Origin of the sequence: Micrococcus sp. KRD070, from assembly GCF_017168435.1 — a bacterium.
GTDB lineage: Bacteria > Actinomycetota > Actinomycetes > Actinomycetales > Micrococcaceae > Micrococcus > Micrococcus luteus.
Map to the genome: position 1 here is coordinate 49,268 of NZ_JABFNH010000012.1, position 12,766 is coordinate 62,033.

A 12,766-nucleotide genomic window follows, 5' to 3' on the forward strand; every position below is an offset into this window, starting at 1 on the left:
CGCCGCCCCGTCAGAACGCCCAGCCGAGCGCATCCGGGTCGCAGGCGCAGCCGGGCCGGGGGCGGACCTTCACCCGGCGCGTGCGTCCCGTCACGCGATCGGCCCGCAGCACGCCGGGGGCCGGCCCGGTCCGCAGGGCGTCCACCGTCAGCACGGCGGCCCGCAGCGCCGCGAGCCCGTCCACCTGTCCCCGGTGCGCCGACGGGCCGGGCGCCGTCGGGACACCGGGGACGCCCGCCGGGTCCGCGGGCCATCGGCACAGCGGGCACCCGCGCACCCCGGGGGCGCACCACGGTCCGACCGTGATCGCTCTCGGCCCCACCGTGACCGGCAGCAGCGGGTGGTCGGCGGCCAGGGCGTGCGCGGCCAGGTCCGCGTCGAGCACGGACCCCACCGCCACCGTCGCCTGCCCCACGAGCACCGGCACCGGGCCGTGGTGCGCGTAGAGGCGCAGCCCGGGGGCCACATCGCCCAGCCGGCGCTCGAGCGCGCCCGCCCGGGGCCGACCGAGGTCCCCGGGCAGCAGGCCGGTCCCCAGGTCCGCGGCGTCGACGGGCCGCGGATCCCACAGGGCCAGGCGCAGCGCCCCGGCCCCCGCGAGTGCGTGGGCGATCGCCGCGCCCACCGCGTCGAGGCCCGCCACATGGACGTCGGTCGGCGGGGCCCACGCCCCCGGCTCCAGCGCGGACGCGGCGGCGTCATGAGGGACGGTGGTGACGGTCTCGGCGACGGTGCGCACGGCTCTCCTCTCGGCTCGGTGCCTCCCACCCTGCCAGGGCACTCCCGGACCGCGCCGGATTGTCCACAGCCTGCGGCCCATGCCGGACAATGGCCGGATGCGCCCTGTCCCGCCCGCCCCCGGCCCCGTCCCGGCCGCCCACCGCGGTCCCGCCCGCGAGAGCATCCATCTGGACTGGGAGGGCACGCCCGTGCGGCTCGTGCGCTCCACGGCCCGCACCCGCACCGTCTCGGCGGCGTGGCGCGACGGCCGCCTGCAGGTCAACGTCCCGGCCCGGCTCTCGGCCGCGCAGGAGCGCGAGTGGATCGGCCGGATGGTCGCGAAGGTGGGCGCACGCGGCGGGACGGGGCAGCCGGCGGCCGACCCGGACGGCGGCCCCGCCGACGCTCGCTCCGACGACGCGCTCCTGGCCTGGGCGGGACGGCTCTCGGCGGCGCACCTGGGCGGGCGGGCCCGTCCGGTCTCGGTCACGTGGTCGGCCCGGCAGCGCCGCCGCTGGGGCTCGTGCACGCCGGCGCGCGGCACCATCCGGCTCTCGACGCAGCTGCGCGGCATGCCGGACTGGGTGGTGGCGGCGGTGCTCGTCCACGAGCTTGCCCACCTGCTGGAGTCCGGACACGGCCCGGCCTTCCGACGCCTCGTGGACCGGTATCCGCGCTACGCCGAGGCGATGGCCTTCCTCGAGGGGGTCACCTTCGCCGAGGGCCGCGGTCGCACGGCGCCGGACCGGTGGGCGGAGGACGAGGACGCCGGCTGACACGACGGCGGGTGGCCCGCACCCGAGGTGCCGGACCGCCCGCCGTCGTCGTGCCGGGAGGGGCTCAGCCCTCGCGCGGCGCGTCGCCGAAGCCGCCCTCGAGGAGCTTGCGCAGCTCGTCGTCGAGGGACTCGGTGCTGGCGTCCGCGGCGGAGCGGCGCCCGGCGTACCCGGCGGGGTCCTCGAGGTCCTCCGCCGTGGGCTGACGCTCGGGATGGCGCCAGATCTCCTCGCGGTACTCCGTGCCGTGCTCGGCCGTGACGTACTCCCAGAACGCGGCGGCCTCGCGCAGGCGGCGCGGGCGCAGCTCGAGGCCCACGAGGGCGGCGAAGGCCTGTTCGGCCGGGCCACCCGAGGCGCGACGGCGGTTCATCGTCTCGCGCAGGGCGGCCGCCGACTCGAGCGGGCGCGCGGCCTCGGCGACCACCACGTCCACCCAGCCCTCCACGAGTGCGACGAGCAGCTCCAGCTGGTCCAGCGCGGCCTGCTGGGTGGCGTCCGGGGCGGCGATGAAGGACGCCCCGTCGAACACAGCCTGCAGGGAACCGGGGTCCATCGGGTCCACCGACTGCGCGGCCCGCTCGATGCCCTCGGTGTCCAGGCGGATGCCCGCGGCGTACTGCTCGACGGCGGCGTACAGGTCCCGCTCGAGCCACGGCGAGTGCAGGAACAGGCGCATGCGTGCGGCCTCGCGCAGGGCCAGGTAGATGCGGATCTGGTCGTCCGGCACCGAGAGCCCGTCGCCGAACTCCTCGATGTTCACGGGGACGAGGGCGAGGCGGTGGCCGGCGACGGGCAGGCCGATGTCCGTGCCCGAGAGCACCTCCTTGCCCAGGGCACCCACGGCGCCGCCGAGCTGCAGGCCGAACATCGTGCCGCCCATGTTCTTCAGCATGGGCTGCAGCCCGCCGAGCAGGGAGGCGTCCATGCCCTCGGGGAGCTGACCCGGCAGCTGCTGCTCGATGGCCGCGGACATCGCACGGGACATCGAGATGGCCACGGGCTCGGTGAGCCGGCGCCACTGGTCCATGGTCGCCTCCACCCACTCGGCACGGGACCAGGCCACGCCGACGCTGCCGACGGGCTCGGTCTGCGTGACGCCGTCGAGCCACAGCTCGGCCAGCCGCAGCGCCTCGTCCACCTCGCGTCGCGCGAACGAGCCGACGGCCGGGTCCTCGCCGGCCACGGCCTGGCGGGCGGCCTGCTTCGCCAGAGACCAGTTCACGGGGCCGTCCGAGCCGGAGCCGGAGCTCATCATCGCCTGGAACTGGGCCATGGCCTGCTGCATCATGGCCGGATTCAGCTGGGACGGGTCGAAGGGCACCCCGCCGGGGCCGCCCAGGCCCTCCATGGCGCGTCGGACTTCGTCCGGGTCGGGGCCCTGGCCGCCGAAGAGCTGCCGCAGCATCTCCTCCAGGGGGTCGCGGCCGTCGTCGGATCCGGGCGTGCGCGCGTCGTTGCTCATGTCTCCAGCGTATCCGCGTCGGCGCGACGCGCCCGCCCTCCCGACGTCGCGGCGGCGCGGTTCGCCCATGGCGCACGGCGTCGCGCGGGGCAGGCGGGGGTCGCGGCCCCGCGTAGACTGGTGTGACCGTCGCCGCGCGGCCCGTGCCCGGCGGCGAGGACGGCCCGATCAGGACCCCCAGGAAAGACGGTGTCGCGTGCGCGCAGTGCCCTCGAGGACCACCCGCGCCGCCCGCGTGCCCTTCTCCGGATGGCTCGCCCTGGGCAGCGCCGGGCTGGCACTGCTGGCCCCCACCCCCTACATCCTCGAGGGCCCCGGCCCCGCCGTGGACCTGCTGGGCGAACGCGAGGGTCGACCCGTGCTGCGCGTCGAGGGCGGCGAGGCGGACCCGGGTGAGGGGACCCTGCACATGACCACCGTGATGGTCGGGGGTCCTCCCATCGGCACCACCTCCCTGCTCGATCTCGGCCGCGGCCTGACGGACCCCGCCGTGGACGTGGCCCCGCGCGAGCTGATGTATCCCACCGGCGTCACCTCCGACGAGGTCGGCGAGGCCAATTCGGCGGCCATGTCGGACTCCCAGCAGACCGCGACCGCCGCGGCCCTGCACGAGCTCGGACGCGAGGTGCCCCAGCGGCTCGTCGTGCAGCAGCTCGTGCCCGGCGGGCCCGCCGAGGGCGTCCTGCGGGCCGGGGACGAGGTGATCGCCGCCGAGGGACGGCCCGTGGCCGACCTGGAGGCCGTGCGCGCCGCCGTCGGGGCCGCGGGGCCCGACCCGGTCACGCTGACGGTCCGCCGGGACGGCGTGGAGCAGGACCTCGAGGTGCCCGTGGCGGCCGCCCCCGAGGGCGCACCCCAGCCGTGGCAGATGGGGGCCCTGATCGAGTCCGCCTACGACGTCCCGGTGGACGTCGAGCTGACCGTGCCGGACATCGGCGGGCCCTCGGCGGGTCTGATGTTCGCGCTCACCGTGATCGAGCGGCTCACCCCGGGGGCGATGACGGGGGGCGCCCCGATCGCCGGAACAGGCACGATCACGGGGGACGGCGTCGTGGGCCCCATCGGCGGGATCCCGCAGAAGGTGCGCGGCGCCGCCGAGGCGGGGGCCACGACGTTCCTCGCCCCCACGGCGAACTGCGAGGAGCTGGCCGGCCGTGTGCCCGAGGGTCTGACGGTGTACCCCGTGGACACGCTGGGCCAGGCCCGCGACATCGTCGAGGCGGTGGCCCGGGGGGAGAGCCCGGCCGCCGCCCGGACGTGCGGCTGAGCCGACGCACACCAGGACCACCAGACCACCAGACCGGACGACATGTCCGGGGCGCAGCGCCCCGGACCGGAGCAGAGCCCCGCGGACGCGGGAGGGAAGAGGACAGAGCAGTGAGCTTCGGACAGGGAGGCGGCGGACCGTTCGGCGGCCCGCCCCGTGACGGCGGCGGGACCGCCGGGGGACAGTCCGGCCCGTTCGGGGCGTTCGGCCCCTTCGGCGGCGCCCCGCGCGGCCCGGGCGACGACGGCGACCGCGGTCCTGGTGGCCCGTTCGGCGGGGGCGGGTCCTCCGCCGCGCGCGGCAGGGGCCGGCCGGGCCGGCCGAGCGCGCTCGTGCTGACCATCATCGCGGTGGCCGTGCTCGCGGGGCTGTTCGTGGTGTTCACGAACGTCTACACGGACGTGCTGTGGTTCTCGCAGCTGGGCTTCACCGAGGTCTTCTGGACCGAGGTCGTCGCCAAGGCCGCGCTGTTCCTGATCGCCGGGCTCGGGATGGCCCTCGCCGTGTGGCTGGCGATCCGCACGGCCTGGCGCCACCGCCCCGCGGACGCGTCCGCGGCCGCGCGGGACTCGCTCAGCCAGGCCCAGCGCCAGCTGGAACCCATCCGGCGCCTGGTGTTCCTGGGTGTCCCGCTCGTGCTCGGCGTGTTCGCCGGCTCCACCGCGATGAACGGGTGGAACACGGTCCTGCTGTTCCTGAACCAGGTGCCTTACGGCCAGGCGGACCCGGAGTTCGGCCTGGACCTCATGTTCTTCATGGCCACCCTGCCGTTCCTGACGCTCGTGGTCGGGTACCTGATCTCGGTGGTCCTGGTCTCCGGCATCACCGGTCTTCTGGTGCACTACCTGTACGGCGCGGTGCGCGTGGAGGAGGGCGGCGGCGTGCGGATCACCCCGGCGGCGCGCGCCCACATCGGCATCACCCTGGCCGTGTTCCTGCTGCTGCAGGGCGTCAACTTCTGGCTCAACCGCTACCGCACCACGCAGTCGCAGACCGGCAACTGGGCCGGCGCGCTCTACACGGACGTGAACGCGGTCATCCCGACGTCGGCGATCCTGGCGGTCACGGCCGTGATCGTGGCCGGCCTGTTCGTGTGGACGGTGGTCTCGGGCCGGTGGCGGCTGTCGCTGATCGGCACCGCGGTCCTGGTCATCACGGCGCTCGTGGTGGGCACGGCGTACCCCTTCATCGTGCAGGAGTACCAGGTGAAGCCGTCCGAGCGCACGCTCGAGTCCCAGTACATCGAGCGGAACATCGCCATGACGCGCGAGGCGTACGGCCTGGACGACGTCGAGGTGACGAACTATGAGGGCGCCACGGACACCGAGGCCGGGGCCCTGGCGGGCGAGGAGGCCAACACGGCCAACGTCCGTCTCATGGACCCGAACCTGATCTCCCAGACCTTCGGGCAGCTCCAGCAGTTCCGTCCGTACTACGCGTTCCCCACCACCCTGCACGTGGACCGCTACGAGGTGGACGGCCAGACGCGGGACACCATCCTGGCGGCCCGTGACGTCAACGTGGACGACTCCCAGTCGTGGGTGAACCGCCACACCATCTACACGCACGGCTACGGCATGGTCGTGGCCGACGCCTCCGAGGTCGCGGCCGGCGGCCGGCCCCAGTGGCTGCTCTCCGAGATCCCGACGCGCGGGCCGCTGGCCTCCGACCAGGACTACGAGCCGCGCATCTACTTCGGGCACAACTCGCCCTCGTACTCGGTGGTGGGTGCGCCCGAGGGCGCGCCGGCCGTCGAACGCGACCGGCCGCAGACGGCCGACTCCCAGGAGGACACGGCGTACACCTTCTCCGGCGACGGTGGCCCCTCGGTGGGCAACCTGTTCAACCGGCTCGCGTACGCGGTGAAGTTCGGCTCGCCCGAGCTGGTGCTGTCCTCGGACGTGAACGAGGCCTCGCAGATCCTCTACGACCGCGACCCGGCCGAGCGCGTCCGCAAGGTCGCGCCCTACCTGACGGTGGACACCGCCCCCTACCCGGCGATCGTCGACGGCCGCGTGCAGTGGATCGTGGACGCCTACACGACCTCGGACCAGTTCCCGTACTCCACCGCCCAGCAGCTGGGCGAGGTCACGGTGGACTCCCTGAGCCAGGGCCAGAACCCGGCGCTCCAGGGCCGGGTGAACTACATCCGCAACTCGGTGAAGGCGACGGTGGACGCGTACGACGGCTCGGTGTCCCTCTACGCGTGGGACGACCAGGATCCGCTGCTGCGGGCCTGGCAGAACGTGTACCCGTCCTCGCTGCGCCCGTACTCGGAGATGAGCGCCGGACTCATGGACCACGTCCGCTACCCGGAGGACATGTTCAAGGTCCAGCGCGAGCTGCTCGGCCGCTACCACGTGACCGATGCGGACGACTTCTACGAGAACAACGACGCGTGGTCCGTGCCGTCGGACCCCACGCGCGAGGAGGACGTCAAGCAGCCGCCGTACTACATGACGCTGCAGATGCCCGGCCAGGACGAGCCGGCGTTCTCCCTCACCAGCAGCTACATCCCCCAGATCACGGACGGTGCCCAGCAGCGCAACGTGCTCTACGGTTTCCTCTCCGCCACCGGCGACGCCGGCTCGGGGGAGGACGGCGTGAAGGCCGAGGGCTACGGGAAGCTCCGACTGCTCGAGCTGCCGCGGTCCACCACGGTGCCCGGCCCTGGCCAGGCGCAGGCGAACTTCGACTCGAACGCGGACGTCTCGCGGGAGCTGAACCTGCTGCGCCAGGGCGCGTCCGAGGTGCTCAACGGCAACATGATCACTCTGCCGGTGGCCGGCGGCATCCTCTACGTCCAGCCGGTGTACGTCCGCTCCTCGGGCGGCACCACCTACCCGACGCTGCGCAAGGTGCTCGTCTCGTTCGGCGACAAGGTCGGCTTCGCGGACACCCTCCAGGAGGCCCTGGACCAGGTGTTCGACGGCGACTCGGGCGCGGTCACCCCGGAGGAGAACCAGGCGGAGGCGCCCGCACCGGGCGAGGAGCCGTCGGCTCCGGGCACGGTCGAGGAGGAGCTCTCGGCGGCCCTCGAGGAGGCGCAGGACGCCCTGACCCAGGGCCAGGAGCGTCTGGCCGAGGGCGACTGGGCCGGCTACGGCGAGCAGCAGAAGCGTCTCAACGAGGCCCTGAAGCGTGCCACCGCCGCCGACGACGCCCTGGGCGGCGACGCGCCCGCCCAGGACCAGGCCCCGGCCGAGGCGAGCCCCGCGCCGTCGTCGAGCCCCAGCCCGACGCCGAGCGGCTGAGCCGGCGCCGGCGGGCCGGGCCCGCCGGACCGTCGACGGCGGCCCCGGCCACGCACCGCGCGTGGTCGGGGCCGCCGCCGTCTCGGGGCAAGTGGCCGCCGCATGGCCGCCGGATGGCGGGACGCTGACGCCGATTTGAACTCGACGGGACGGGTGTGTATAGTTCTAGAAGTCGCCGCGGGGTGGAGCAGTTCGGTAGCTCGCCGGGCTCATAACCCGGAGGTCGCAGGTTCAAATCCTGCCCCCGCAACGAGAAGGAGAAGGCCCCCAGCATCTGCTGGGGGCCTTCTCGCATGCCCGGGCCCGGTCGCCCCGGCCCGCCGGCACGGTGCCGGCGGGCGAGCTGACCGCCCTCGGGCGATCGGTGGGGGAGCGTCAGCGGCTCGAGGCCCGGACCGCCTGCTGGGCCGGGGTGCGGCGGCCCGGATCGGTGCGGCGCAGCCAGACGGCAGCGATGATCGCGATGATCGCGATGGCGCCCCAGATGCCGACCACGGCCCAGGACAGGCCCGCGATGAGCAGCAGCGGCACGAAGGACACGGCCGCGATCTCCACGGGCACCACCGGGATGTAGGCCACGCCGAACTGCTCCATGGTCCCGGACTTCAGCTTCGGGTCCACGATGCGCAGCATGGCCACGCCCGTGGCGACGGCGCCGGTGGCCCAGCCCCACGTGAACAGCTGCTTCTCGAACCACGCGTCGGTCATGACGCGCGGCGCCACGACGATCCCCAGGAACAGGGCCAGCGCGAGGCCGATCACGAACAGGAGCAGCAGCGGCTGCCAGTAGTCCACGACCACGGTCGGGGCGATCGCGGCGATGCCACAGACGATGAGGATGTCCGTGGCGGTGCCGGACACCGAGTTCAGCGAGCCCGGGTCGAGGAACTTCGCCGTCTTCGTGGCCTGGAACAGGACGCGGGCGATCAGGCCGAGGAGGAACGCGATCGCGAACGCGGGGATGATCAGCTGGGGACCGTCCTCACCCACGACGCTCGGCCACACGGCCGTGATCCAGGAGACCACGCCGTGCGCGGCCGCCGCGATCATCGCGACCACGCCGACCTGGAAGGCCAGCGACTCCACCGAGGCCGCCGAGAAGGTGTGCCGGCCGATGACCGGGCGTTCCTCCACCTGGTTCAGCACCCCGGTGCGCAGCTCCTCCGGGATGGAGGTCAGGCCCGCGAACTCCCGCGCGTGGCCGCGCTGCGCGCCGATCTTGGCCTGGATGATGCCACCCACCACGCCGACGATCATGCCGACGGTGGCCGAGGTGTAGGCCAGCGAGGTGACGGTCGCATCACCGTTGGCCGCGTACGCCTGGCCCACGGCGGCCGCGGAGCCGAAGCCTCCCGCCCAGCCGGCGAACAGCAGGGCGGCGAACGAGTCGGGCGCGTCGAACAGCGGCTGCAGGAGGACCAGCGTGACGAGGGCGCCGATGGCCACCTGGGAGGAGTAGATCAGCACGCCGTAGGACGCGAACGCGCCCACGGGGCGGCCGATCTTGCGGACGTCGAAGTCGTCGGTGAGCGCGATGCACACGAACACGATGACGATCAGGATCGAGCCGTACGTGCCCAGCTGGGGGCTGAACGGCAGCCAGCCCAGGCCGTTCGGGCCGAGGGCCAGGCCCAGGATGCCCGCGATGACGGAGGCCGGGATCATCAGGGTCTGGAGGGGCGTGATGACGGCACGGGCCAGCGTGCCCACGGCCAGGAGCGCGCCGATGAGGCCGGCGTCGACCAGCACGGACCAGGCCGTGAACTGCTCTTGCATGGGGTTCTTCCTCTGTGCGGGGACGGGGGTGTCCCACGGAGCGTGCCGAGGGACCCCGGGACAGTACCAAAGGAGCGCGGGGGCCGGGGCGCGTCCGGGAGGGGCACCGGGCCGGGGCGCACGAGGACGGCCCGCCGCGCCGGCGTGGGCCGGGCGACGGGCCGTGGGGAGGGGCGGGGTCAGCCGCGCGCGGTGCCGGTCTCCTCGGCGGTCCCCTCGGCCGCGTAGTCGAGGGTCAGGGTCTCATCGGCGTCGACGTCGCCCGAGGTGAGGGCGGCCTGGCCGGCGCCGCCGGCCTTGAGGGCGGCGAGGCGGGCCTCCACCTCGGTCTTCTCGCCGAGGTCCTCGAGGGACTCGAACTGGGCGTCGAGGGAGGAGGCGGCGATCTCCTGCTGGCCGCGCACGCGGGCCTCCTCGCGACGGACCTTCTCTTCGAAGCGGGAGACCTCGGAGGTCGGGTCCAGCAGGTCGATCGACTTCACGGCGTCGGCCACCGCGGACTGGGCGTGGGCGGACTTGGCGCGGGCGGTCAGCTCGTCGCGCTTGGCGACCAGCTGCTGACGCTTGACCTTCATCTGGTCCAGACCGGTCTTCAGGCGCTCCACGATCTCGCGCTGCGAGGCGATGGTCGGCTCCGCGGACTTCGCCTGGCGCTCGAAGTCCATCTGGCGCTCGATGGCCACCTTGGCGAGGTTGTCGAACTTGTCCGCCGAGGCGGTGTCGCCCTTGGTGCGGAAGTCGTCGGCCTTCTGGGAGGCGGCCAGCGCCTTCTGGCCCCAGCTGCGGGACGCGTCCTGGTCCTCGCGGTAGTCGTCCTCGATCATCCGCAGGTTGCCGATCGTCTGGGCGACGGCGGCCTCGGCCTCCGCGATGTTGTTCGTGTAGTCGCGGACCATCTGGTCCAGCATCTTCTGGGGGTCCTCGGCCTTGTCCAGCATCGCGTTGATGTTGGCCTTCGCCAGCGTGCTGATGCGGCCGAAGATGGACTGCTTGACCATGGTGTCTGCCTTTCGTCGGTCTTTCACGTCAGCGCAGACCGTCGGCCTGCGTCCACCCCGTCCCGCGCGTGCGGGCCGGGCCGGCGCCCGGGGCGCCGGAGTTCATGGGGCGGCGGTCAGAAGCCGCCGCCGGAGATGTCGCCGAACCCGCCGAAGTCGCCGCCGCCGAGGCCGCCGCCGTCGAACCCGCCGAAGCCACCGCCGCCCCAGCTGCCGCTGTTCAGGATCGAGTTCATCAGGATGCCGCCGAGCAGTGCGCCGCCGAGGCCGCCGCCGAAGCTGCCGCCCACTCCGGCGCGCGGGCGTGCACCGTACATGCCGCCCACCATGCCGGGGCCGTAGCCGAAGCCCTCGACGTCCGCGCGGGCCAGCTCGCTCGCGCGCTCGGCCAGCTGGGAGGCGCGCTGCGCCTGCTGGAGGGCGGCCACGGGGTCGGTGCGGCCGAGGCTGATCGCCGAACGCAGCGTGTGGTCGGCCTCCGCGAGCCGGGTCCGGGCCTCCGAGCCCACCGCACCGCGCCGGGCGCCGATGAAGTCGGCCGTGCCGTCGATCTGCGCCTGGGCCTGGGCGATCGTGGAGGTGAGCACCTGGGAGGCCTGGCGCGCCTGCTCCCGAGCGTCGCGGACGCCGGCCAGCGGGGTGTTGAGCTGGCGGTGCGCGGCCTCGAGCTGGTGCAGCAGCTCCAGGGGGTCCGGGCGGCCGGCCGCGAGGGCTCGGCGCACCGCGTTCACGGCGTTCTTCATCCCCGCCACCGGGCCGGCCAGCTCGGGGTTCGACCCGTTGGCCACGAGCGCCTCGGCCTCGGCGACGTCCTGCTCGGACTGGGCGAGGCCCGTCTGCAGGTTGCCCAGCATGGCCCGCAGGGACCCCTCGGCCTTGCCCACCGCCTCCGTGAGCGTGTCCACCTGGCTGAGCGCCTCCTCGGCGGCACGCACGGCCAGCGCCGCCGTGGAGCGGTCCTGGGCGTCCCACGCGCTCCGCGACTTCGCGACGGCGGTCTCCACGAACTCCAGCCGCTCCCGGGCCTGCGCCGCGTTGTCCGCGACCTCGGCGAGGGCGGACTCCGCGTACTGGCCGTGCAGCGCGGCGATCGCCGACTCGGACTCCTGCACCCGGGACCGCGCCTCGGGCAGGCGGGCATCGACGCGCTCGAGGGCCTCGGGCACCTGGTTCTCGAGGTCGCGCAGGGAGTCGAACTCCTCCTTGTGCGCCGCGAGGGCCGCGCCCACGGCCTCGCTGCGCTGGATGATCTCCTTGAGCCAGGCGCGCTGCTCGGCCTCGGTGTCCGGGATCTCGTCGTCGAGCTGGTGCTGAAGCTGGAACGAGGCCCGCATGTGCTCCTTGGCCTGGTCGATGTCCTCGCGGAACGTCGCCACGGACTTCTCCCCGTAGGACGCCTCAGCGAAGCCCAGCTCCTGCTCCGAGGAACGGATGGCGTCGTCCGCCGCCACGAGCTTGGAGCCCGCCTGAGTGCGCAGCTGCTCCACGCTGAGCTCGTCGAGGGGGTCGCGGCGGACCTCCTCCGTGCGGCCCCGTTCGACCGCGCCGCCCTGCGTGCGCTTCCGGCTGCGGGCCACGAGCACGCCGCCGCCCACGGCCGCGGCCACCGCGCCCGCGCCGAGCACCGCCGTCAGGGCCCCGCCGCCGGAGGCGCCCTGGGCCGTGCTCCCGCCGCCGGTGGTGCCGGCCGGCAGGGCACCGGCCGGATCGTACTCGGCCCCGCTGGCCCCCCTGCCGTCGAGCGTGCCGTCGGCGGCGTCGTCGAGCCCCTGCACCGCAGCGGTGCCCGCCGCGAGCCAGTCCGCCGAGCCGGGGTCCGTGCCGATCCTGGACAGCTCCGGACCCACGTAGGTGCGCGTCACCTGGTTCTGCAGGTTCGCGTCCCCGCCGCTGTCCAGCCCATAGGCGCGGTCCTCGACCGCGATCGCCAGGACCGAGTCGTTCGTTCCGAGCCCGCGCTGGCGCGCCACGTCCTGGGCCAGCGTCTGGGCGTCCGTGCTGAACTCATCCACGTAGACGACGTACAGCCCCTGCCCGGTGTCCCGGCGCAGGTCCTGGATCTCCTGGGTCAGCCGCTGCTCATCGGAGGTCGAGAGCACCCCGGCCTCGTCCACCACGTACACGCCCGGCGGCACCGTCACGGCGTGCGCGGCGGGTGCCGCCACCAGGAGGCCCAGGCCTCCCAGACCCGCGGCGGTCACGGCGCGCGCCAGACGGCCGACGTCGGCGGGGCGGGCGGGCACGGTCATGCGGGGTCTCCTTCGACGACGGAGGCGAGCCGCCGCACCGGGCGGACCCGCCGGATCCTGGGGTTGAGTGTAAGGCGGCGTGGGAAGCGGACACCAGAGATCCGGCGCGGCCGGGACCGTGGGAGGAGCGGATGTTCGGCCTCTAGGCGGCGTTCAGTCATGCACGCTAGCGTGGACGTGCCCCGGGGCGCGCGTCCGCAAGACGACGGGCGTCTGTGTCGACCGCCCGGGGCCCGACCCGAAGCGAGGACCCCGTGGACC

8 protein-coding genes and 1 tRNA gene are annotated in these 12,766 nt (G+C 74.2%); 4 read left to right on the forward strand and 5 right to left on the reverse strand.

Going from position 1 to position 12,766, the window contains the following annotated elements; translation table 11 throughout:
• Positions 1–10: 10 nt before the first annotated feature.
• Positions 11–739, reverse strand: a complete 729-nt coding sequence (locus J1M38_RS04165; protein WP_036314352.1) for a ThiF family adenylyltransferase — start codon at positions 737–739, stop codon at positions 11–13.
• 97 nt (positions 740–836) lie between these two features.
• Between J1M38_RS04165 and J1M38_RS04170 the strand changes: the two genes are divergently transcribed.
• Positions 837–1,496, forward strand: a complete 660-nt coding sequence (locus J1M38_RS04170; protein WP_206501177.1) for a M48 family metallopeptidase — start codon at positions 837–839, stop codon at positions 1,494–1,496.
• A 64-nt stretch (positions 1,497–1,560) separates the two neighbouring features.
• Here J1M38_RS04170 and J1M38_RS04175 read toward each other — a convergent pair whose 3' ends face one another.
• Complete coding sequence (locus tag J1M38_RS04175; protein ID WP_036314356.1) at positions 1,561–2,961, reverse strand: zinc-dependent metalloprotease; 1,401 nt, start codon at positions 2,959–2,961, stop codon at positions 1,561–1,563.
• Between the two features lie 196 nt (positions 2,962–3,157).
• Here J1M38_RS04175 and J1M38_RS04180 point away from each other — a divergent pair, with 196 nt between their 5' ends.
• The 3 genes from J1M38_RS04180 to J1M38_RS04190 all read left to right on the forward strand — a co-directional run bounded on the left by J1M38_RS04180 (position 3,158) and on the right by J1M38_RS04190 (position 7,732).
• Complete coding sequence (locus J1M38_RS04180) at positions 3,158–4,228, forward strand: PDZ domain-containing protein (protein ID WP_233437066.1); 1,071 nt, start codon at positions 3,158–3,160, stop codon at positions 4,226–4,228.
• A gap of 110 nt (positions 4,229–4,338) precedes the next feature.
• Positions 4,339–7,482, forward strand: coding sequence for a UPF0182 family protein (locus J1M38_RS04185; RefSeq protein WP_036314360.1), 3,144 nt, complete (start codon positions 4,339–4,341; stop codon positions 7,480–7,482).
• Between the two features lie 176 nt (positions 7,483–7,658).
• Positions 7,659–7,732, forward strand: a tRNA-Met gene (locus J1M38_RS04190).
• A gap of 125 nt (positions 7,733–7,857) precedes the next feature.
• Here J1M38_RS04190 and J1M38_RS04195 read toward each other — a convergent pair.
• The 3 genes from J1M38_RS04195 to J1M38_RS04205 all read right to left on the reverse strand — a co-directional run bounded on the left by J1M38_RS04195 (position 7,858) and on the right by J1M38_RS04205 (position 12,505).
• Positions 7,858–9,258, reverse strand: coding sequence for a sodium/glutamate symporter (locus J1M38_RS04195; RefSeq protein ID WP_036314362.1), 1,401 nt, complete (start codon positions 9,256–9,258; stop codon positions 7,858–7,860).
• A gap of 179 nt (positions 9,259–9,437) precedes the next feature.
• A complete protein-coding gene (locus J1M38_RS04200; protein WP_002854906.1) occupies positions 9,438–10,256 on the reverse strand; it encodes a PspA/IM30 family protein in 819 nt (272 codons plus the stop codon).
• Positions 10,257–10,372: 116 nt separating this feature from the next.
• Entirely contained in the window at positions 10,373–12,505 is a 2,133-nt protein-coding gene (locus J1M38_RS04205) for a TPM domain-containing protein (protein ID WP_036314365.1), read from the reverse strand.
• Positions 12,506–12,766: the final 261 nt, after the last annotated feature.

What these genes read in the sequence shown, in the direction of transcription:
- J1M38_RS04170 (WP_206501177.1), top strand. Translation starts at nt 837, where the DNA reads ATGCGCCCTGTCCCGCCCGCCCCCGGCCCCGTCCCGGCCGCCCACCGC.
- J1M38_RS04175 (WP_036314356.1), bottom strand. Translation starts at nt 2,961, where the DNA reads ATGAGCAACGACGCGCGCACGCCCGGATCCGACGACGGCCGCGACCCC.
- J1M38_RS04195 (WP_036314362.1), bottom strand. Translation starts at nt 9,258, where the DNA reads ATGCAAGAGCAGTTCACGGCCTGGTCCGTGCTGGTCGACGCCGGCCTC.
- J1M38_RS04200 (WP_002854906.1), bottom strand. Translation starts at nt 10,256, where the DNA reads ATGGTCAAGCAGTCCATCTTCGGCCGCATCAGCACGCTGGCGAAGGCC.
- J1M38_RS04205 (WP_036314365.1), bottom strand. Translation starts at nt 12,505, where the DNA reads ATGACCGTGCCCGCCCGCCCCGCCGACGTCGGCCGTCTGGCGCGCGCC.